At 30.9% G+C, this 21229-nt stretch carries 22 protein-coding genes; 14 read left to right on the forward strand and 8 right to left on the reverse strand.

From position 1 onward, the window contains the following. The 6 genes from gcvH (at nt 1) to lipB (ending at nt 5394) form a co-directional block, all read left to right on the forward strand. Complete coding sequence (gene gcvH / locus NRK67_00215) at nt 1-375, forward strand: glycine cleavage system protein GcvH (protein ID UUV17298.1); 375 nt, start codon at nt 1-3, stop codon at nt 373-375. Next, entirely contained in the window at nt 375-1709 is a 1335-nt protein-coding gene (gcvPA, locus tag NRK67_00220; GenBank protein UUV17299.1) for an aminomethyl-transferring glycine dehydrogenase subunit GcvPA, read from the forward strand. Before gcvH ends, gcvPA begins: the two co-directional genes overlap by 1 nt. Continuing rightward, a complete protein-coding gene (gcvPB, locus tag NRK67_00225) occupies nt 1710-3158 on the forward strand; it encodes an aminomethyl-transferring glycine dehydrogenase subunit GcvPB (protein UUV17300.1) in 1449 nt (482 codons plus the stop codon). A gap of 213 nt (nt 3159-3371) precedes the next feature. Next, nucleotides 3372-3503: a hypothetical protein gene (locus tag NRK67_00230; protein UUV17301.1), complete on the forward strand. Its 132-nt coding sequence runs from the start codon at nt 3372-3374 to the stop codon at nt 3501-3503. Next, a complete protein-coding gene (locus NRK67_00235) occupies nt 3503-4735 on the forward strand; it encodes a serine hydroxymethyltransferase (GenBank protein UUV17302.1) in 1233 nt (410 codons plus the stop codon). The genes NRK67_00230 and NRK67_00235 overlap by 1 nt, the downstream gene beginning before the upstream one ends. Then, nucleotides 4732-5394 (forward strand): lipoyl(octanoyl) transferase LipB, encoded by a 663-nt coding sequence (gene lipB, locus NRK67_00240; GenBank protein ID UUV17303.1) that lies wholly within the window; start codon nt 4732-4734, stop codon nt 5392-5394. The genes NRK67_00235 and lipB overlap by 4 nt, the downstream gene beginning before the upstream one ends. A gap of 168 nt (nt 5395-5562) precedes the next feature. Here the strand turns inward: lipB and NRK67_00245 are convergent, their stop codons facing one another. Together NRK67_00245 and NRK67_00250 are read right to left on the reverse strand one after the other, a co-directional pair. Next, nucleotides 5563-6297, reverse strand: coding sequence for an MFS transporter (locus NRK67_00245; protein UUV17304.1), 735 nt, complete (start codon nt 6295-6297; stop codon nt 5563-5565). Next, nucleotides 6284-6574: a DUF2087 domain-containing protein gene (locus tag NRK67_00250; GenBank protein UUV17305.1), complete on the reverse strand. Its 291-nt coding sequence runs from the start codon at nt 6572-6574 to the stop codon at nt 6284-6286. Before NRK67_00250 ends, NRK67_00245 begins: the two co-directional genes overlap by 14 nt. Nucleotides 6575-7177: 603 nt before the next feature. On the opposite strand from NRK67_00250, the gene NRK67_00255 reads away from it, so the two are divergent. Both NRK67_00255 and NRK67_00260 read left to right on the forward strand, forming a co-directional pair. Beyond that, nucleotides 7178-8386 carry a tetratricopeptide repeat protein gene (locus tag NRK67_00255; GenBank protein ID UUV17306.1) on the forward strand — a complete coding sequence of 403 codons (1209 nt, stop codon included), beginning with the start codon at nt 7178-7180 and terminating at the stop codon, nt 8384-8386. 19 nt (nt 8387-8405) lie between these two features. Further along, complete coding sequence (locus tag NRK67_00260; protein UUV17307.1) at nt 8406-8543, forward strand: hypothetical protein; 138 nt, start codon at nt 8406-8408, stop codon at nt 8541-8543. 332 nt (nt 8544-8875) lie between these two features. Here NRK67_00260 and NRK67_00265 read toward each other — a convergent pair whose 3' ends face one another. From NRK67_00265 to NRK67_00275, 3 genes are read right to left on the reverse strand one after another with little or no spacing between them, the layout of a single operon-like run. Continuing rightward, entirely contained in the window at nt 8876-9292 is a 417-nt protein-coding gene (locus NRK67_00265; GenBank protein UUV17308.1) for a cytidine deaminase, read from the reverse strand. Nucleotides 9293-9352: 60 nt separating this feature from the next. After that, complete coding sequence (locus NRK67_00270) at nt 9353-9928, reverse strand: flavodoxin family protein (GenBank protein UUV17309.1); 576 nt, start codon at nt 9926-9928, stop codon at nt 9353-9355. Between the two features lie 27 nt (nt 9929-9955). Further along, nucleotides 9956-10942 carry an LD-carboxypeptidase gene (locus NRK67_00275; protein ID UUV17310.1) on the reverse strand — a complete coding sequence of 329 codons (987 nt, stop codon included), beginning with the start codon at nt 10940-10942 and terminating at the stop codon, nt 9956-9958. Nucleotides 10943-11253: 311 nt separating this feature from the next. Here NRK67_00275 and NRK67_00280 point away from each other — a divergent pair, with 311 nt between their 5' ends. Further along, complete coding sequence (locus NRK67_00280) at nt 11254-11796, forward strand: prepilin-type N-terminal cleavage/methylation domain-containing protein (protein UUV17311.1); 543 nt, start codon at nt 11254-11256, stop codon at nt 11794-11796. A gap of 82 nt (nt 11797-11878) precedes the next feature. Here the strand turns inward: NRK67_00280 and NRK67_00285 are convergent, their stop codons facing one another. After that, on the reverse strand, nt 11879-12190 hold the full coding sequence (locus NRK67_00285; GenBank protein UUV17312.1) for a hypothetical protein: 312 nt from the start codon (nt 12188-12190) through the stop codon (nt 11879-11881). A 428-nt stretch (nt 12191-12618) separates the two neighbouring features. Here NRK67_00285 and NRK67_00290 point away from each other — a divergent pair, with 428 nt between their 5' ends. The 5 genes from NRK67_00290 to NRK67_00310 all read left to right on the forward strand — a co-directional run bounded on the left by NRK67_00290 (nt 12619) and on the right by NRK67_00310 (nt 18379). Further along, a complete protein-coding gene (locus NRK67_00290) occupies nt 12619-12918 on the forward strand; it encodes a PTS lactose/cellobiose transporter subunit IIA (GenBank protein ID UUV17313.1) in 300 nt (99 codons plus the stop codon). A gap of 541 nt (nt 12919-13459) precedes the next feature. Then, nucleotides 13460-14767, forward strand: a complete 1308-nt coding sequence (locus NRK67_00295; protein ID UUV17314.1) for a rhodanese-like domain-containing protein — start codon at nt 13460-13462, stop codon at nt 14765-14767. Between the two features lie 269 nt (nt 14768-15036). Next, on the forward strand, nt 15037-15303 hold the full coding sequence (locus NRK67_00300) for a DUF2087 domain-containing protein (protein UUV17315.1): 267 nt from the start codon (nt 15037-15039) through the stop codon (nt 15301-15303). Nucleotides 15304-15487: 184 nt separating this feature from the next. Then, on the forward strand, nt 15488-16363 hold the full coding sequence (locus NRK67_00305; protein ID UUV17316.1) for an alpha/beta fold hydrolase: 876 nt from the start codon (nt 15488-15490) through the stop codon (nt 16361-16363). 423 nt (nt 16364-16786) lie between these two features. Beyond that, complete coding sequence (locus NRK67_00310; protein ID UUV17317.1) at nt 16787-18379, forward strand: diguanylate cyclase; 1593 nt, start codon at nt 16787-16789, stop codon at nt 18377-18379. A 79-nt stretch (nt 18380-18458) separates the two neighbouring features. On the opposite strand, the gene NRK67_00315 is transcribed toward NRK67_00310, so the two are convergent. Both NRK67_00315 and NRK67_00320 read right to left on the reverse strand, forming a co-directional pair. After that, nucleotides 18459-19448: a YhdH/YhfP family quinone oxidoreductase gene (locus NRK67_00315; protein UUV17318.1), complete on the reverse strand. Its 990-nt coding sequence runs from the start codon at nt 19446-19448 to the stop codon at nt 18459-18461. Nucleotides 19449-20009: 561 nt separating this feature from the next. Further along, nucleotides 20010-21023 (reverse strand): MFS transporter, encoded by a 1014-nt coding sequence (locus NRK67_00320; protein ID UUV17319.1) that lies wholly within the window; start codon nt 21021-21023, stop codon nt 20010-20012. Between the last annotated feature and the right edge of the window lie 206 nt (nt 21024-21229).

The raw sequence follows: 21229 nt of genomic DNA on the forward strand, positions 1-21229 counted from the left end.
ATGGAAAAATTACTTTATTCAAAAAATCACGAATGGATAAAAAAAGAGGGAAATATAGCACTTATAGGAATTACTGATCATGCACAAAAATCATTGGGAGAAATTGTGTATGTAGAACTTCCCGAGGTTGATGATGAGTTTGAAGTTGAAGAAGCTTTCGGTGTTATCGAGTCTGTAAAAGCAGCTTCAGATTCATATATGCCTGTATCAGGAAAAATCATCGAAATTAATGAAGCTTTAGAAGACAGCCCTACTTTATTAAATGAAGATCCGTATGGAACTTGGATTATAAAAATTGAACTTTCAGATGAAGGAGAATTAGAGTCATTATTAGACCTAGCAGCATACAATGAATTATGCGAGGAGGATAATTAATGTATAGATATATACCGGCTACGGAGGACGATAGAAAAGAGATGTTAGATGTAATTGGTATTAACAGCGTCGAGGAACTTTTTGATGATATTCCTGAAGATTTAAAACAAAGTCAACCTTTAAATATTGGTGCACCTATGTCTGAAATAGAGTTGAAAAAAAGAATAGAAGAATTGGGTAATAAGAATTTATCAGATCTTATATGTTTTAGGGGAGCAGGGGCATACGATCACTATATTCCTGCAGCAGTTAACCACTTGATCAGCCGCTCTGAATTTTATACAGCTTATACACCATATCAACCTGAAATCAGTCAGGGAACATTACAATGTATATTTGAATATCAGACGATGATAGCTAATTTAACCGGGATGTTTGCATCCAATGCTTCCATGTATGACGGTGCTACATCAGCAGCAGAAGGAGCTATGGTAGCAGCAACTGTTACTAAAAGAAAGGAGATCGTCGTTTCCAGAAGTGTTAATCCTGAGACAAGAAAAGTTCTTGAAACATATTGTAAATTTAGAGATATAAAGGTAGTAGAGGTAGAACTGGATGAAGGTGTTACTTCTGTTAAAGGTTTAAAGGATAAAATTTCTGATAAAACAGCAGGAGTAATAGTGCAAAGTCCTAATTTTTTTGGAATAATTGAAGATTTGGATGAAATCAGAGAGAATATTACAGATAAAAAAACAAAATATATTGTCTATACAGACCTTGTAGCAATGGGAATGCTTAAAACTCCCGGGGAATCTGGAGCAGATATCGTTGTTGGAGATGCCCAGAGTTTTAGCAGCGGACTTGCATATGGTGGACCTTATCTAGGATTTATGGCAATAACCAAAGAACTTATCAGAAAGATGCCTGGAAGGATAGTTGGAGAAAGTGTAGATCAAGATGGTAAAAGATCCTATGTTTTAACTCTCCAGGCAAGGGAGCAGCATATCAGAAGGTATAAAGCCACTTCTAATATTTGTTCAAATCATGCATTAAATGCTTTAGCTGCTACTATTTGTATGAGTCTTTTGGGAAAAGTAGGATTAGAAAAGATGGCTGAGCAGTGTTATAAAAAATCTAATTATACATTGAGTAAAATCCTGGAAACTGGTAGATATAAATTAAAATTTAATAGACCTTTCTTCAAGGAATTTGTAATAGAGGGGGAGGAGTCTCCTGAAGTTATCAATGAAAAATTATTAAAGGATGGTATTTTAGGTGGGTATCCTCTGGAAAAAGAATATCCGGAATTAAAAAATACATCTTTAGTTTGTACTACGGAAAAAAGAAGTAAGTCAGAGATCGATAGTTTTGCTAAGAGGATGGGTGAGATATAGATGAGGGAATACAATAAACTTATATTTGAAATTTCTAAAAAAGGAAGATGTGGTTATTCACTACCGGAATTTGAGGTAGAGAATCCTGTTATTGACTCAGAAATACCAAAAAATTTACTAAAAACAAGGTCAGTAAAATTACCAGAAGTAAGTGAAAATGGAGTAGTGAGACACTATACTCGTTTATCTAATAAAAACTTTGGATTAGATACAGGGTTCTACCCTTTGGGGTCTTGTACAATGAAATACAACCCTAAAATAAATGAAGAAATAGCCCGGAACTCTAAGATGGTAAACCTCCATCCTTATCAACCTGAAGAAAGTGTACAGGGAGCTCTTGAAATGATGTATGAGGTGGAAACACATTTGGCTGAAGTCGCCGGGATGGACCAAGTATCTCTCCAGCCTGCAGCAGGTTCCCATGGAGAGATGACAGGACTTATGCTGATAAAAGCTTACCATGAGAAAAATGGTGATTTTAAAAGAAAAAATATAATATTACCTGATTCTGCCCATGGAACAAACCCATCTTCAGCACAAATTGTAGGCTACAATGTAATTGAGATTAAATCAACACCAGAAGGTGATGTAGATGTAGAAGCTCTAAAAGAGCATCTAAATGATGAATTGGCAGGATTCATGTTAACAAATCCAAGTACCCTTGGGATCTTCGAATCAAATATAAAAGAAATAGCGACACTTATACATGAAGCCGGAGGATTGCTCTATTACGACGGAGCAAATATGAACGCAATAATGGGCAAAGCAAGACCTGGAGATATGGGATTTGATGTAATGCATTATAATTTACATAAGACTTTTTCTACTCCACATGGTGGAGGAGGTCCCGGGTGTGGAGCAATAGGATTTAAAAATAAACTTGCCCCTTTTCAGCCTGTACCTGTCATAGAAAAAACAAATAGTAAATATCACCTTAATTATGATAAACCGGATAGTATCGGTAAAGTTCGTAGTTTTTATGGGAATTATGGTGTTATTTTAAGAGCATATGCATATATCTTGACAATGGGTGGAAGCGGCTTACAGACTGCTAGTGAAACTGCAGTTCTCAATGCAAACTATATGATGGCAAAATTAAAGGACCATTACCCTATTGCAGTTAATAGAGTATGTAAGCATGAATTTATATTAACAGAGCCGGAGCATGAAAAGGTAACTACACTTGACATTGCAAAAAGACTTTTAGATTTTGGATACCATCCACCAACAATCTATTTCCCTCTTATTGTAAAAGGAGCTATGATGATAGAACCTACAGAAACAGAGAGTAAAGAAACAATGGATGAGTTTATAGATGCTATGATTGCTATAAAAAAAGAGATGGAGGAAGACCCTGAAATTGTTCTATCAGCACCTACAAACACATTAATTAAAAGAATTGATGAAGGAAAAGCTGCAAGAGATATAATTGTTACTCACTCTTGGTAAGATATAATTCAAAAATAATAATTAGGAGGGAAATTAATGAGTTTTTTAAATGGTAAATCGGCTAAAAAAGCTATAGAAGATAGCATATTGGAATCTCTTCTTGAAAGGGATGCCAAAATGTGTGATACATGAGACAGAAATGCGGCATTATCTCTGGCATTTGGAGTAAAGTCTGAACTATCTCAGGATGAGGTAGAAGAAGTTAAAAATTATGTGAATGATTCAAAAGATAAAGAACTTTTACTTAAGGATAAGATCAAAGTTCAATTTATAAAAGGAGATGTTAAAGAAAGAAAAAATAAAGCTCTTTTAATTTTTAGATATAAATATTTGGAGGGGTTATAATGGGCAATAAACAACTTAGTAATATTGATAAAGAGGTCTTTGACCAAATAATCAATGAAAGGGAGAGACAGGAGAATGGAATTGAGTTAATTGCCTCTGAAAATTTTGTATCTAAAGCTGTAATGGAGGCAGTGGGTTCGGAATTTACAAATAAATATGCTGAAGGATATCCCGATAAAAGATACTACGGTGGTTGTGAACATGTAGATGTTGTGGAAAAGCTTGCAATTGATAGATTGAGTGAGCTCTTTGGCTGTAAATATGCAAACGTCCAGCCTCACTCTGGTTCTCAAGCTAATATGGCTGTGTATATGGCTCTTATAAATACAGGAGATAAAGTTTTAGGCATGGCACTGGATCAGGGGGGACACCTTACTCATGGCCACTTTGTAAACTTTTCAGGTTCTCTCTATGATATAGTTTCATATAAATTAACTGAAAAAGAGCAGATCATTGATTATAACAATATTAGAGAAATGGCTCTGAAAGAAAAACCAAAGTTGATTATAGCAGGAGCCAGCGCTTATTCAAGGGAGATAGACTTTAAAAAATTTAGAGAAATAGCAGATGAAGTAGGAGCGTATCTTATGGTAGATATGGCACATATTGCAGGTCTTGTGGCTGCAGGTCTTCATAATAACCCTGTCCCATACGCTCATGTTGTTACATCTACAACTCATAAGACATTACGTGGACCTCGTGGAGGAATTATACTTTCAAATGATGAAGATATTATGAAAAAAATTAATAAAACTATCTTTCCGGGGATTCAAGGTGGACCTCTAATGCACGTAATTGCAGGTAAAGCAGTGGCATTTAAAGAAGCTCTTTCAGATGACTTTAAAGAATACCAAAAACAGGTTGTTAAAAATGCAAAGATCCTTGGCGAAACTCTCGTAGAAAGAGGATTTAATTTAGTTTCTGGGGGGACAGATAATCATATGTTCCTTGTTGATCTGCAAAATAAAGGAATCACTGGTAAAGAAGCTGAAAGAATACTTCTGGAGTCAGATATCACTACAAACAAAAATGCCGTTCCAAATGATCCTCAAAAACCCTTTGTAACAAGTGGAATAAGAATAGGGACTCCTGCTGTAACTACTAGAGGGATGAAGGAGAAAGAGATGGTTAAGATTGCTAATATGGTTGCAGATATTATAGAAGGAAAATCTGAAAAAAACTATAGGAAAGAAGTTCAGGCTTTAGCAGCAGAATTTCCAATAAACAGATGATAAAAGATATAAGAGTTACAGACACAGGAAGGGTACCATATTTAAAATCTTATGAACTGCAAATGAAATTTTTTGACAACTTAATTTCTGATAAAGAAGTTTTGGGACACCTTATTATAACGGAACCTAATCCCACTATCACTAAGGGCATTAGAGGGGAAGATAGTGAGATTTTTATTTCTAGAGAGGAAAGAGAAGAAAAAGGGATTGAACTTATTGATATTAGAAGGGGTGGAAAAGTAACTTTTCACGGTCCCGGTCAAATAGTTATCTATCCTATCTTAAATTTATCTCATTTTAAAAAAAGCATTAAATGGTATATTGAATCTTTAGAAGATGTTGTAATTCTGACATTGAAAGAGCTGGGGATAAAAGCTCATAAAAAAGAAGGTATTGTGGGTATTTTTACTGAAAAAGGGAAAATTTGTGCTATAGGAGTGGAAGTAAAAAAATGGAGGACTCTTCACGGTATTGCAATTAATCACGAAGTTGATCTGGACTATTTTAATAATATCAATCCTTGTGGTATAAGTAGTTTAGGAGTTACTTCAATATTAAATGAAGGTAATAAAATTGCAAGAGAGGATATAATAGATCTCTTTAAATTAAACTTTTCTAAGATATTTGATGTTTCCCTAAAAAATTACAACCGTTCGTAGTACAAAATATAAAATAACTATTTTAAAAATTTCAAAAACAAAGTCAATAAAATCAATCTTAAAAGGACACTTCTAATAGTGTCCTTTTATTTGATGTTTTTTCAGTTTTTCAGTTTTTCAGTTTTTCAGTTTTTCAGTTTTTCAGTTTTTCTGCTATTTCTTCATATTTTATTTACATACTCTTTGGAATACATCCTTTTTTTTTATCATCCTGTCATAGATTAGATATATTGCAAAAATTACTATAACTGAAGATAAGATAATTATTTTCCAGCTTTCTAAAATAGAATATTTATCTGATAGTTTCCCGCTTATGGGAAGGAGCATGGTAATAAACAAAGATTCTAAGGTGTTAAAAGATGATACCATAGTGCTTCTTAAAGAGTCTTCCTTTATGAGCTCTTCATGGAGATAAACTCCTACTTTCATTTCTAATATCAGAATGATAAAAACATGGAGCATGAAGAAGATAAGAGTGTATCTGCTATATATCATAGCAAAAAGTTTCTGTAAATTTTCAGTATGTCCCTCTTTTTTGAGTTTATTTACTACCCAGCTTCTCAATGAACCAGACGACAGTGCTTCAGCTGTTCCTGTTAATATCCCCGAAAAAAGTAGAATACCATAATTTTTATTCATTAAAAGTAATAATAATCCCAATCCTCTAATAAATCCACTTATCATAAGGGTCCTTCTCTGACCTAAACTATCGGCCAGTATTCCAGTGGGGATCTCCAGTATAAATGTAACCAACCAAAATACCGACAGATAAAACCCTAATTCAGTCAGGGAATACCCTTTCTTGCTCAAATAAATGTATAAAATAGGCATAAAAAATGTAACTCCTACAGATCCTAAAACAGATCCGGTAAAATAATAATTTTTTATTTTATCTACCTTCAATCTTACCTCCATTATCTCTTAAAAAATAAGCTTTTCCATCTTTACTTCTTTCTAAATACCCTATGTCAATTAATTCTCTCCTTAAAAGGCAGCTATCATTGAGGACAGAAAGATTATTGAGGCATTTATTAATCTCATTTTCAGTGTATATTTTTTTAGCTTTAAAAAATGTTATTAAATATTTTAAAATTTGTATCCGTTTATTTCTTTTAGTGGGATAAAGTTTTAATAAACCATTTTTATCCAAAAAATTATTAACTTTTTTTTGATCGAACATATTATGCTCCTACTTATCTTCTAATTTTTTTATTTATGGTACAAGAAGTTAAAAAACTTAATTTTTTCACTTAATATTCTCATAGAGTTTATATTTTTGTCTTAAAAAAAATCAGCTATTACAAACGATGAAATAAGCGATATGCAATACATTAACGTTACCAGTAAGAATTTAAAGATTTTAATTATAATTTTAACCATCTCCTCTGGGATCTAATTTAAACAGTTTGAGTTTTATTCTCTGCTATTTCTTTTTAATTGAACAAATCGACACACACTCAACCCTGTTGGAATATAGAAATACATATCTTCTGATCCGTTCTTTTTTTAGAATATTTATAATTTCATATTTTAAAGAAAAAAGAGAGCCCACGCTCCCTTGCTTCTTATTTTCTCAATTTTCATTTATCATGTTCTTTTTCGACTCTCTCCCAAGGGTCACTCTAACATATTATGTTGTTAAAACTAATTTTTCAATTTTTTTATAAAAAAACCTTAAAATTGGAATTTTTTTTCCTTTATTTTTCCAAAACAAATCTTTTTTTTATTTTTTTATATAAATTTGGAATTTTATTGTATACTTTCATTACGATTAGGAGGGTTTATGAATAAGAAAATATTTGAACTTATAAAAGAGCATAAAATTGGAATTAAGGAACTGGAGAATCCAAAAATGAGCCTGTCTCTACTATACAAGATCAGAAGCGGAAAAACACCTTTAAAACCAAAACATCTACCATATTTAGTTATTTCACTTAATAAAATATTTAAAGAAAAAAATATAGATAAGATCATTACTACAAAAGACCTATATATTACTCCCCAGCAGGAGTTGGAACAATTAGTCAACAAAAGCCTTATAAATAAAAGCATCTATTCCACTGAAAAACAAGAAGAGATAAAGAAGTTTGAACGAAAAAAAGAAGTTCATAGCTGCAGATACCGATATATTGTAGCCAAGCACAATCAAAAGACAGGCAGAAAAGAAGAAGCTTTAAAGATCTATTATGACCTGTTAAATAATTTCTCCTGCTCTGACATTTTCTACTCTGTCTTAATTGAGATCATCAGATTGGAAAAATTAGAACTTACCTATGATATATATATGAAGTATATAAAACAGATCGATACAGCTCCGTATAAAACAAAGGCCCTCTTGGCTTACAATACTGGAGTTAATCTTTTAAGAACCACAAAATGGAAGAAAGCTGTCCCATGCTTTGAAGTTCTTGTGAATATGCCAGAGATTACAGAACACTACTATCACTCCTATAATAACCTGGGAATCTGTTGTCAAAACTTAGGCGAATATGAAAAAGCCATTGAATATTTTAAAAAAAGAGTGAGTGATCCATCAAATTATCATGATTTAGAAATTTGTTATATTAATATTATCTCCTGTGCCAGAGAGATGAAAAATGAAATACTGGTAAAGATTACTCTTAATAAACTTGAAAATATCCTTAAAGAATTAAAAGATAAAACACTATATCAAACTTATTGGAATATAGGGTTAGCCTATTTATATTTAGGAGAAAAAAGAAAAGCTGTAAGCGCATTTGAAAAGGAAGTTTCATTTCCTATAAATTTTGATAACCCTCATTTTAACCCAGTTAAATATTTAGATTCCATCAAACACCTTGTTTTACTCTATGACAGCCAGCCGTTAAAACAGCAGGGATTGATAAAAATAGTTAGCAGAATACCAAAAAAAATAATGGATTATGATTTCTTGACATATATATTAAAGTTCTACATAAATAATTCTTTGGAATATGAAGCCAGCCTTCTTATTCAGAAAATACCATTATAAATTTAAAGGAGGAATTTCAATGAAAACAAAATGTTTAATCTTTTTAGGTGTTCTGTTACTCTTTAGCATAACTTTTGCTAATAAAGATGACGGTCAGGGAAGAAGTGCTCCTAAAGTCCCAACTGACATATCTCAAATTATATTTGAATCAAACTAAAAATATAGCTCTTAAACTATATATGGTTTAAGGGCTATTTTTTAGTTATTTCGTTGTAAGATAAAGAAATAAGATTTCAGATAAAAATAAGGTACAAGTAAATATTACAAGGGATACTTTTTTAGAAAAGCAAGTTTCTTTTGTCATAAATTATATTGAGAGAATTAAAAAAACAAAATCAGCCTTAAAAGGTCTAGCCTACCTTTGCTCTTACTTTTAAGAGATCCCATTCTCAATGGCAGCTATGAGATCTTAGAGAGTAACAGCTGTATATACCTTATTTCATCAAAATAAAAAAAATCTGACATTATCAGATTTTTTTGTGAAAATTTTTAAAAATTTATATCATCATACGCTCTTCCCCAATAATGAGGCATTAATTCTTCTAAAGTTCTAAATTCTAGAGTATTTTCTTTGTTTGTAATTGCACATCTGACTTCTTTTCCAAAGTAACTTAGCCTTTCCTGGCAAACTCCACAGGGACTTAAAATCTTAATTTCCGAATTTTCATCATCTCTTGCTATGGTTACTATATGAGTTATTTTTTCATCATATTTAAATGCTTCTAAAATAGTTCCAGTTTCTATACAAAGTTCCACACTGGGATTATGTACACTTGGAGCTATACTGGTTAATATTCTTTTTTTATCCGTAATAGCTGCTGTTACTCCTCCCCATTCCTTGGGAAATCTTTTAATTAAAAATTCTTTCGCTGTCTCAAATAATTTAATTTCAATATTTTTAGTCATTTTATTCCACCCCTTACGTATTGTTGCTAATATATATCTGTTCTTCTTCAGTCTTAAAAATTATTTTCTTAATTCTAAGTTATTCGTAATTCTAAAAACTAATTCTTTCTTTATCTCAGAATTATTAATAACAGGATTATGTTTTGTGTCAAAATATTTTATTTCATCAATTATTTTAACCCCTAATTCATCTATAGGTTTTCTCATAGCTTCCATGGTGTATCCCATAGAATCTATACTCTTTCCTTTGCAGACACCTATTATTATAGCTTTTTTTCCTGGAGCCAGTTTCGATTTCCAACTGTTGTTGGAATAATCATTCAGACTAAATGTCCTGTCCATCAATATTTTCATTTGGGAACTTACATTATAGTTATATGAAGGTGCAGCAAAAATATACCTGTCAGAAACCTTCATTTCATTGATTATCTCTGTCAAATCATCTGTAATATTACAGACTTCATTTTCAATACAGTATTCACAGGCATTACATCCAAAAATATTTTTACTGTTCAGATAATATTTTTTAACTTCTATATTTTTCTTATTTAGAGCTTCTATCACAAGATCAGTTACTCTATCTGTATTTTCACCTTTTCTGGGACTTCCAATGACTGCAATCCATTTTCCCTTCATAGGTACCTCCTAATAATTTTTTCTATATCAATGATTTAAATGAATTATTTGTTTATTAGTAGCATCTAATCTTATATTTGACCCTATGGGCATTGTAAACATAGGATGGGTATGAGAGCAGTCCACATCAGCAAGAAAAGGAAAATCATACTCTCCTAAAACTTCTAACAGCACCTCATAGGGTTTTCTACCGGTACCTTTATCATTAAATAACTCATGTTTACCTAAGATTAGACCACCGATTTTATCAAAAACTCCATTTATTTTAAGAAAAGAAAAAGTTCTTTCAATGGTAGCGATATCTTTTAAAGAATCTTCTATAAATAAAATATCACCTTTTTTTATTTCAGGCATATACTGGCTGCCCCATATTCCAGTAATAGTATTTAAATTTCCGATGATCAGTCTTCCTTCGGTTTCTCCATCCTTTAAAGAGATCCAGTTATTTTTAATTTTTAGTTTAGATCTATTCTGTTCTTCCCAGCTTATATATTCTTCTGTCCAAAATTCCGGAATTTTATATTCGTAATCACCATTAATATCTTTTACAAAAATATCTTCAAAATATTTATAAGTCAACTCATTATAAGGTTCTAGCTCTCCAAAAGATGCAACAATAGCTGGTCCATAAAATGTTTTTATTCCGGTTTTAGCATATATTCCCATTAGTATCGCTGTCACGTCTGAATAACCGATTACAACCTTAGGGTCTTTCATAAAAGCTTCGTAGTCTATATAAGGCAGTAAAGAATTAGAGTTAGATCCTCCAATTGTAGACATTATACATCTTACTTCTGGATCTCTTATTAATTCATTCAGTTCCTCGGCTCTTTCTTCAATAGTTCCTGATCTATAAAAATCACTTTTTCCAGTAAGTTTTCCTTCTATTATTTTAAACCCTTTTTTCTCTAAGAACTCTTTTCCTCTATTGTATCTTTTAGGTGTAATTTTTGTTATAGGAGTAGAGGGTGAAAAAATCCCAATACCGTCACCTTTTTTTAATTTAAATTCCATTGCTAATCCCCCTAATTAATGATCTTATATCTTTTATAACTATTATGATAACAAGAATAGACTTAATTTTACAACCATCAAAATAAAATCTATGAAATTTAATACTATACAGACTTAAGTACTAGGATGATTATAGTCAACAAATAAAATTGTTAAAACTTTATTTAAATTTTTTTACTTGTTTCTACTTGATTTCATCAGATATTTCTCTTTTTCTTATACTCGGAGTATGGGAGGGATAAATAATCTCAGATATCCTTTTTTGTAAAATTATAGTATTATTATAGTAACAAATAAAGAAGGAGACCCAGATGAAAAATAAAAAAGGTTTTACCTTGATTGAATTATTAATAGTAATTGCAATAATAGGTCTGTTAGCAACGACATTAGCACCTAAATTAAAAGAACAGCTGGCTAAAGGTAAAGATGCCAAAGCTATAGCTCTTTTAGGTTCTTCAAGAACAGCCACGGAATTAGTATTAATAGAAAAAATTATACGCGGCAATGTAGACTCCAATGGAAACGTAGCTATAAAACTTTCAGATATAAAAAGTAAATTAGACAATAAGAGTAATGAAATTTTTGAAAATGAAGCATATATTCCAATAGGAGGATCCCGTGAAACCTCTAAAGGAGAACTAACATACGGGGGGAAACTTATATTCTCTAAAAATAATGCAAATTGGGCTGAAGATACTTTTACAAGTAACGACGATATTGTTTATTACACCGGTAAAACAGAAGAAGCTCATCCTTCACGACAAGCTGAAAATCTTTATTTTGCCCTGCCGATACAATCAGGAGGATACAAAAACTTCAGTATCGAAGGTAAAAATTGGAGATATGATTATTAAAAAAAGCCTCCTTGCTGGAGGCCTTTTTTTTACAGATACTGGCTTTATAATTTCCACTTTATTTAGATTTTTTTCATAGGAGCTATTTCCCCTTCTGCAGAGCCTTTACTTTCAATTCTAACTCTCTTAATCTCTTTTCGTGTTGTTCCAATATCTCTAAAGCTTCCACAGGAATACCTATATTTTTTTCTTTTGGCTGTTTTACTATCTCATATTTTTGAAATGAGAATAATTCTTTTTCTTCTGATGTAAACTCACCGGAAAATCTATTTATCCACTGAGCCATTTTAGTTTTACTTCCAGAAAATTTCTTATCCAATATATCTTTTTCATCTGCACCACCTTTCAGTAGCTTAATTATTTCATCTAATTTTTTTCTAGTCGCTCCATTCATATTCTCAACCTCCTAATTTTATAAAATAACTATGTAATTTATCCATAGTATCAAACTCTTCATTATATACCCCTTCAAATACTTCAATTATATCTGACTCCATATTTTAATGATTTAGACATAAGATCCTCCTTTTTATTAAATATTTAATTACTGTAACTAAATAAAATAATTCTAGCCTTATATTATATTTAATATGATTATTCATATAAAAATCCTTTTCTCTGATTTATATTTTTATTTATTCTATAATAATATTTTAAAATTTCCATTTCATTAAGTACTTTTTTTCTAAAAAAATTAAAGGTGCTTTATATTTTTATTGTAGCAATTAATTTAGAAAACCAATATATTAAGTATAACTATTTGAAACGCTGAACCTTTAAAATTACAGCTGAAATAAATCTTTAAATTTAAGGAGGAGATGAATGTCTAAATATACTAAAGAAGAATTAATTGAAGGATTTATGCCTGTCATAATAATGGCTGGAGCAGCCAAAAACATCGCATTGGAAGCATTAAAAAATAAAGATAAAAACAGCTTAGTAGAAGCTAAACTCCTGCTTCTGAAGGCTCATAGTGTACATTGCCAATTTTTAACTACAGAGTGCAAGGATTATCAAAATGTTGTCGTTGAAGTAAATCTGATAATTGCCCACGCAGAAGATCAGTATATGTCAGCTGAAACAATTATTCATCTGGTGGAAGTTTTACTGGATCTTATATAGGAAAAATTCAAATCATTGTTGACAATTTTTGTTAGTATGTTGTAAGATTAGACGAAATTAACCAATAAAATATATTTTAGGAGGACAAATATGAGATCTATTCAATGAAAGTGACAATCAATTAAAACTTCCGGTGGAAGGAATGAGATCTGCTATAAATGGAGAATATAAATAAAACTAGTTTAGATTAATATCTTTTTCTCTGTAGTTTTCAGACTATGCCTATTCTTTTTTCAGCACGATCATTTTTTTTAACAACTCTCAGCTTTTTTACGAACTAAAATCCCAAAGGGATCCATATTTTTATGCCGCCGGTTATAGGAGGTTTTTTCAGATGAAAAATAACTGATATAAAATGGAGAACGCTCTTTTTTATATTATTTTTTAATGAACATAAAAACATTTGCTAGTACAAAAAACTTACCATAAAAGAATAAAGTGAAATCTACAATTTTTTTGTCATGCAAAAATTGCCATTTAAAATTAATATAGCTGGATTACTTTCAGCTGATCAAATCTATTAAAACTTAAGGAGAAAAAAATGAAAAAAACAATGATATTAATCGGTCTATTTATACTAACCTTTACCTGCTTATCTGCCAAACAAGAAGTACAAAAGATATCTTCTAAAGAAGCTCTAGAATATTTAACAAATGAAAATTATTTATTTATCGATACCAGAAGTGTAGATGAGTATATAGGATGGCCTATCAATATAGAAGTAGAAGGACATATCAAAGGGGCTGTTGATTTCCCAATAACATGGTTTCCAATGCTCAATAAAAAAAAATTAGAAAAAGAACTCATAAGACGTGGAATAACTAAAAATAAAACTTTAATCTTATATAATAATTTTGGAGAAGAAATAGAAACCCCTCTAACAAAAATGGGGTATAATGTTCTAATTTTAAAGGATGGTATCAATGAATGGAATAATTTAAAATATCCAATTGAAAAATTAAAAGGATATAAGATCTATGTTTATCCTCAATGGATTGATGATCTGATTGACGGAAAAAAAGTTCCCAACTATGACGGCAAAAAATATGTGATTTTAGAAGTTAATTCTAAAAAAAAATCAAGTCACAAAATTAGAAATTCTATTTTTATAGATTATTCATTTTTAGAAACTGAAGAAATGTGGAATAAACCAAAGGATGAAATGATAGAAAAAATATTATTATCCAAAGGTATTACAAAGGACACAATGGTTATTTTATACGGGCCGAATTTAATGGCTTCAAACAGGTGTGCCGCTGTAATGAAGTATGCCGGAGTTAAAGATATCCGTATCTTAAACGGTGGTACCAAAAGACTGGAAAAAGAAAATTATCCTTTTGTTAGAGGTTATATAAAACCTGTTCCTGTTTCAGAATTTGGGGCTGAAATCCCTAAAAATAAAGATGTTTTAATCGATTTTGAGAAAGAATTAGAGTTAGTTAATTCTCCAGCTGCAGTTATAGCGTCAATAAGAAGCTGGCCGGAATATATAGGAAAGGTCACAGGTTATACTTATATAGATGTAAAAGGTGATATTGCAAATTCAAGATTTGGATATGCAGGGAGTGACCCCTACCATATGCAGGATTATAGAAATATAGATAACACTATGTTTAATTACAATATCATAAGAAAAAGGTGGAAAAAATGGGGGATTACTTCAGATAAAGAAGTCAGTTTTCATTGCGGTACGGGCTGGAGAGCAAGTGAGACATATTTTTATGCTAAAGCTATGGGCTGGAAAAACATCCACGTCTATGACGGAGGATGGTATGAGTGGCATATGAAAAAAGATGCACCTAGAAAACCTATTGGTGTTCCCGATGATGCACCCTTATCAAAATTATAAAGATAGAAAACCAGGAAGACTTTCTCTACAGGGCAGATATTGCAATGTATACGGCTAAGAAAAAAATGATGGTGCTATTGTGGTGGCTACTGCTGAACTGATAGATCAATTTGAAAAAGATAAAAATCTCAAAAAATAATAAAAACAGCATCTTGGTTTAATCTGCCGATTTGCTGTTTTTTCATACTTTAATTCTAAAAAAAGTTGGAGACTGTAAATTTTTAAAGTATACTTGAAATCGAGAATGAAGATAATAAAATGGAGGAAATATGGAGATAATAAATAGATTTTTTAAAAATGGACGACTGGAAAAGATCCCTAAAAAACTTTCTTTTAAAATAGAAATTTTTAAAGAGATCTCAAAGTTATTTACTGCAAATACAACTTACAGTGAAAAAGAGGTCAATGAAATTTTAAAGGAAGTATTCAATGACTATGCCATTCTCAGAAGGTATTTAGTTGATTTTAAATTCTTAGATCGAAGTAAGGATTGCAGAGTTTATACACTGAATGAAATGTTAGAAAACCATGAATGATAAATCTTTAATATCAGTAAGGAAGTTTTATATCATAAAGAAAAATATATCGTAAATTTAAACTAGATTTAAAAGAGATCTAATCAAATCACAAACAGAGGTTTAAAATCTTTTCATTGAACTTTTTCTTAAATTAAAGTATAATGATGATTTATTTTTGGACAATTTAAATAGGAGGAACAAGATGATAAAAGAATTAGAATTTTATTCAGATGGATATAAACTTAAAGGAAACCTCTATCTTCCAGAGGGGTACAACGAAGAGAAACCTCTTCCACTTATCCTCCTCTGTCATGGTTTTGCAGGAGTAAAAGAGCTCCTTCTTCCCAACTATGCATTGAAATTTATAGAGAAGGGATATGCAGCTTTTACATTTGATTACAGGGGCTTTGGAGACAGTGAGGGTCCAGAGGGACAGATCATCCCAGAGGAACAAGTTAGAGATATAAGAAATGCAATAACTTTTATCAGCTCTCAAACTGAGGTTGATTCTAATAAGATAGGATTATGGGGGACATCTTTAGGAGGAGCCAATGCTCTTATGACCTCTGCTGTGGATGACAGAGTAAAGGCACTTAGTGTACAGATAACATTTGGAGATGGGGAAAGAAACAATACCTATAACCTCTCAAAAGAGGATAAAGAAAAAAGAAATCTCTCTCTAAATAAATCTTTACTGGCTGCTACAACTAAGAATAAGGTTATGAAGCTGCCATTAAAAAAGATTCTTTCAGATACACAGTCTAAAAAGTTTTTTGAGGAGTACAGCCCATTATTCCCAGAGGCTCTCAAAGCAAAAATACCTTTTATTACCACTAAGTATATCGATGAATGGAAGCCTGAAAACTACCTTCATAAGATAGAGATTCCTGTATTAGTTGTAGGAGCTACCAATGACATGGTAAATCGTCCTGAAGAATCTGAAAAGATCTTTAATAAACTTTCTACTAAAAAGAAAAAGCTTCTTATGGTAGATTCTACTCATTATGACATATATATAGGTAAAGATCTTGATACAGTGAGCTGTGAACAGCTTAAATGGTATGAGGAAAACCTGTAAAACTATATAAATATCAGTTAAATAGACCTTAAAAGGGCGCTATAAATTAAACTGTACCCTTTGTCAAAGACACTTAAAAAAAGGTATGGTTAAGATACTGTTAAAAGATGATTTCTGTGTTGTGCAGGTGTCATCTTTTTTTATTTTCAGTTTTTTCTATCATTATATAAAGTTTTGATTACCTCTGTCCCTTTAAACTTAAGTCGTTATATTTTCAAAATCTATTTTTTTATTCAATTTTGAAAAATTAAGTAGTATACTAATAATAATAATTACAGTACTCAATATAGAATAAAGGAATATTTATGGTATTAAACTCCAAAGATCATTAAAAATTATTATGTAATTTTTATTCATTAGTTCCGATAAAATTTTATATTTTAGAAGTTAAAGATATTAATTAAAAAATAATGGAGGATTTCGTTGAAAAAAAACCTAGAAAATTCTATAAAAAAATGGTTCTTTTCTCTTGTATGTATAATGGCAGTCACTTATATAAGTTCTTATATTTTGGTTGTTATTCCGGCTCTTAAAAGGGCTACCAGAGAAAAACATAAGCAGGATATAAATAAATTATTTTCAGTTACATCACAACAATTTGATCACCTTTCCTCAATCCTAAAGGACAACTCCGAATGGGATACACTATACGAAAGTATGGACGGATCTATGAGTAATGAAGAAAAAGAAATTTTTTTAAATGACCTTTTTGCAGAGGATTCACTAAAACTTTTTGGATTGGATTATATTGGTATCTATGATGATGAGCAAAATGAAGTTATTAATTATTCTATATCCAAAACAAATATAAAAAACGCCATCTCATTGAAGGGAAAAAAATATTTTTTCAGCAGCCAGCCAAATGGCATAAATCGAGTCAAAACAGTATCAGGGTATATGGATATAGCTGGAAAAGCTTATATGTTTTTTTCCCATGTTATTTTACACAACGACGGTACTGGAAAATCAGTTGGTCACCTTCTATTTATTAAAGAAATAGATGAAGATTATATATTTGATTTAAAGATAAAAAATAATTTGTCACTGCAAATTTATATGCTCAATGAAAATAACGAAAAACTCATAGAGAAAATTCTTGATTCAAAACAAGCATTGGATTTTTACTCTCACCGGATAGAAGACGGGAAGAGAATGTACTATGTCCCTTATATGAAAAGTGTTCATAAGATAGCATATATCATAAAAGTCACTGTAGATGATCGGATTTCCAAGGGAGCCCTATTAAATTTTTGGATTGGAATGATTCCGATTATTTTTTCGTTCCTATTTATTTTCGTTATAAAAAATAGGTTAAATAAAAAATTGATTGCTCCTCTTATATCCCTTTATAGTCACATTATTTCTATAAAAGAAAATCAAAAATATAAGCTCCTTGTATATCCTGAGGTAGGGAATGAGATGGATGAAGTTCTCAGAGCATTTAATAACTTCATGGTTAAAGTAGAAGAACAAAAAAATGATATAAAAAATAAAAAAATTGCACTAGAAAAGCTGGCATACACAGATTATTTAACAGGTCTGGCTACCAGAAGATTTCTAGATGAGGGATATGACCTTTTGTTTAAAAGTGCTAAAAGATCTGACAGTGTATTAACACTCATTATGATCGATATAGATTTTTTTAAAAAATATAATGACAGGTATGGGCACCCTGAGGGTGACCGGGTTTTAAAAATAATTGGAAAACTTCTAAAAAAAGTTTTTAAAAGAGAGGGAGACATAGCCGGCAGGTACGGAGGAGAAGAGTTTTTAATAATTTTATACCAGACCCCTTTAAAAGAAACTATACGTCTGGTCAACGAATTCCAGAAAAAATTAGAAATGTGTAATCTAAAACACGAAGATTCTTATTTTGGAAAAGTAACAGTCAGTATGGGTATAAAAAGTTCTAAGGTAGTTAAAAATCAAAATTCTTATTCCTTTTTAAAGGAAGCTGATAAAGCCCTCTATAAGGCAAAGGAAAGCGGCAGAAATAAATATATATTTGAACTCTGATATCCATTTAGAAAGTTTTCAGTTGTTTAATATAAAAAATCTCTAAACTGTACTTCTGTGCAGTTTAGAGATTTTTTATTTATTTTGAATGTTTTAAAATTACCCTTCCTATTAATTTTGAATTGAGCATATCCTGTACTTTTTCTAATATCCCCTCTAATTGAACTTCTTCAATTCCATTTTCTAACTGGTTCCCCTTCCAAGACTCAGCTAACATATTCCATACTTCCTCTCTCTTTCCTTTAGGACATTGCACAGAATCAATTCCAATAAGACGTACTCCCCTTAAAATAAAAGGGTAAACATTCATATTTTCAATATTTCCTCCCGCTACATTCCCACAAGTCGTGACAACTCCGCCATATTTTAAAGATCTGATAGCTGTGGACAAAGGATCTCCTCCTACAGTGTCGATAACTCCTGCCCAAGTTTGTTTTAGCATTGCTTTATTAGACGTATCTTTAAATTCATCTCTGGTAAGAGTATCGCTAGCTCCTAATTCCAATAAAAAATTTCTTTTTTCTTCATTTTGAACTACCCCTACTACTTCGTAGCCTAATTTAACCAAAAATTTAACTGTATGACTTCCTACTCCTCCAGAAGCTCCTGTTACCAGTATCGGTCCGTCTTCAGGATCTACTATTGAAATTAGTTCATATACAGACAATGCCGAGGTAAATCCAGCTGTCCCGTAGATCATTGCCTCCTTCAAACTTAAATTTTCAGGTTTTTTTATTACCCAGCTGGAAGGAACTCTAATATATTCACCAAATCCACCATCTGTATTCATCCCTAAATCATATCCTGTAATAAAAACTTCTTCCCCGATTTTAAAATCAGAATTTTCAGATGAATAAACAACTCCTGCAGCATCTATTCCTGGTGTATGAGGAAAATTTCTCGTTACTCCTCTATTCCCTGTACAAGACAATGCATCCTTATAATTTAAAGATGAATATAAAACCTTAATAACTACATCTCCCTCTGGAAGATCCTCTACCTTTCTTTCTACAATTTTTGGAATATACTTCCCCTCTTCTTCGAAAATTCTTACAGCTTTAAAACTCATCTCCTCAACTCCTCTTATCTAAATATTTAATTTTTATTCATTAAAACTTCCATAACAACTACCTTCTGGGATTCCTGGGTCTTAATTAATTTTGAAGATAGTACGATACCGTACTATATATAGTTATAATATAATAGATGATAACAAATGTCAACAATTATTAATTCTAACTACTCTATTTACCATTTAAATATCTATATTCCTATAAAAATTTACGTATGAAGTAGCATTCCTCCTTTATTATTTTTCAGCTGTATATATCAAAAAAGTCCTGACTTTAATATTTTTAAAGTCAGGACTTTTTCTATTAAAAATAAAAATCTTTTCATATTTTTTTACTCTGTGATTGTACCTTCCCCTTTTTAATTCCTCTTAAATTTTCTTCGAATAATATTTCCAAGCAGTAGAGATGAAATGACAATTCCTATAAAAAATGAACTATTAAATCCACTTTTTTCAATAATATAGCCTAAAATAATCTGAATAAAAAAAGTTGCTATAGTTGCTATACTGCTCACTAAAGAAAAAATTGAAGCTTTATACTTTGAAGGTGCATAGTTATTAATATACGTTGAATTCATAAATATAAGCTAGTCCGCTTCCCAGACCGAAAAAAATCAATGCTGACACAAGTAGGACTATATTCTGCACAGTATTAGATATCCTAAAAAAAATAAAGGATAAAGCCATATTACAAAATATAAATAAACTGATTTTTTCAGTGTCTTCATGAAATAATTTAATAAAATAAGAACCTAAACTCAAAGAAATAGAATATATCCCAAAAAGTATCGGAATATACTTTATATCTCCTAAGATATCCTTTGCAATTGGCTGCCAGACAAATATAAAAATTGTAAAAAATGTATATATAGCAATATTTATCCAGATGATATACCTTAACTTATCATCCTTGAAAGTGAACCGGATTACATTCATATATGTTTTCCTTAACTTATCCGAACTCCCGTAATTTTCTTTAAAAAATATGATTACAAAGATAGAAGTAATTATATCAACTACGGCTGTCAATAGTATTAAATAGCCTATATTTTTAAGTTTTAGATAAATAAATACAATGGGAACGATTAGTTTAATAATACTTGAAATTAATTTTGTTCTTAAAAGTGTATTTTTATATACCACTTTATTTTCTGTGTCTCCAAGCCAGGTTATCAGCGAACCACTGAGCTGGGAACTTCCGATTCCCTTTAAAATATAGGAAAAAATAAGTGCCGGGAAAGAAATACCAAAAAATAAAATAAAATATGACAAACTGGTAAAAAGTTTCCCGACGATATATATATTCCTTCTCCCGTATTTATCTGCTAACCCTCCTGTGGGATAATCCAATACAGCTGTTGTTCCTAAATATACTGAAAATAGCAGCCCTATCTGAGAAAAACTCAATCCCTTTTCAATCAGATATAGTGTTAAAAATGAGTTTAACAAAACTCCTAATATCCCCGAAACCCCAACCAATATTATATATTTTTTATTCACCCTCTCCTGTGAAAAACCAAATTTCTTTTCCTTTAAATTCTGGCTTATTATCTCTCCTACTGCTCTGATCATAATCTCTACTCCCCCTATAATATCAAGTTTTTTATAAATACACTGATATTATCCTCCCTTCAAAAAAAAGAGAGAGTCGTCAACTCTCTTTTTTTATTAAAGTATATCCAATTTTCTTAAATTTAACTATTTTTTTGTAAAACATTAAATTTTTGGAATTAGAATTTGTTAATTTTTACAATATATATACCAAAATTAGTCATCAT

Source organism: Fusobacteria bacterium ZRK30 (genome assembly GCA_024628785.1).
Lineage (GTDB): Bacteria > Fusobacteriota > Fusobacteriia > Fusobacteriales > Fusobacteriaceae > Psychrilyobacter.

Coding starts and splice junctions, on each gene's coding strand:
- NRK67_00295 (UUV17314.1), top strand. CDS start 13,460: ATGAAAAAAACAATGATATTAATCGGTCTATTTATACTAACCTTTACC.
- NRK67_00305 (UUV17316.1), top strand. CDS start 15,488: ATGATAAAAGAATTAGAATTTTATTCAGATGGATATAAACTTAAAGGA.
- NRK67_00275 (UUV17310.1), bottom strand. CDS start 10,942: ATGGAATTTAAATTAAAAAAAGGTGACGGTATTGGGATTTTTTCACCC.
- gcvPA (UUV17299.1), top strand. CDS start 375: ATGTATAGATATATACCGGCTACGGAGGACGATAGAAAAGAGATGTTA.
- lipB (UUV17303.1), top strand. CDS start 4,732: ATGATAAAAGATATAAGAGTTACAGACACAGGAAGGGTACCATATTTA.
- NRK67_00270 (UUV17309.1), bottom strand. CDS start 9,928: ATGAAGGGAAAATGGATTGCAGTCATTGGAAGTCCCAGAAAAGGTGAA.
- NRK67_00290 (UUV17313.1), top strand. CDS start 12,619: ATGTCTAAATATACTAAAGAAGAATTAATTGAAGGATTTATGCCTGTC.
- NRK67_00235 (UUV17302.1), top strand. CDS start 3,503: ATGGGCAATAAACAACTTAGTAATATTGATAAAGAGGTCTTTGACCAA.
- NRK67_00260 (UUV17307.1), top strand. CDS start 8,406: ATGAAAACAAAATGTTTAATCTTTTTAGGTGTTCTGTTACTCTTTAGC.
- NRK67_00315 (UUV17318.1), bottom strand. CDS start 19,448: ATGAGTTTTAAAGCTGTAAGAATTTTCGAAGAAGAGGGGAAGTATATT.
- gcvH (UUV17298.1), top strand. CDS start 1: ATGGAAAAATTACTTTATTCAAAAAATCACGAATGGATAAAAAAAGAG.
- gcvPB (UUV17300.1), top strand. CDS start 1,710: ATGAGGGAATACAATAAACTTATATTTGAAATTTCTAAAAAAGGAAGA.
- NRK67_00320 (UUV17319.1), bottom strand. CDS start 21,023: ATGATCAGAGCAGTAGGAGAGATAATAAGCCAGAATTTAAAGGAAAAG.
- NRK67_00255 (UUV17306.1), top strand. CDS start 7,178: ATGAATAAGAAAATATTTGAACTTATAAAAGAGCATAAAATTGGAATT.
- NRK67_00285 (UUV17312.1), bottom strand. CDS start 12,190: ATGAATGGAGCGACTAGAAAAAAATTAGATGAAATAATTAAGCTACTG.
- NRK67_00280 (UUV17311.1), top strand. CDS start 11,254: ATGAAAAATAAAAAAGGTTTTACCTTGATTGAATTATTAATAGTAATT.
- NRK67_00300 (UUV17315.1), top strand. CDS start 15,037: ATGGAGATAATAAATAGATTTTTTAAAAATGGACGACTGGAAAAGATC.
- NRK67_00265 (UUV17308.1), bottom strand. CDS start 9,292: ATGACTAAAAATATTGAAATTAAATTATTTGAGACAGCGAAAGAATTT.
- NRK67_00250 (UUV17305.1), bottom strand. CDS start 6,574: ATGTTCGATCAAAAAAAAGTTAATAATTTTTTGGATAAAAATGGTTTA.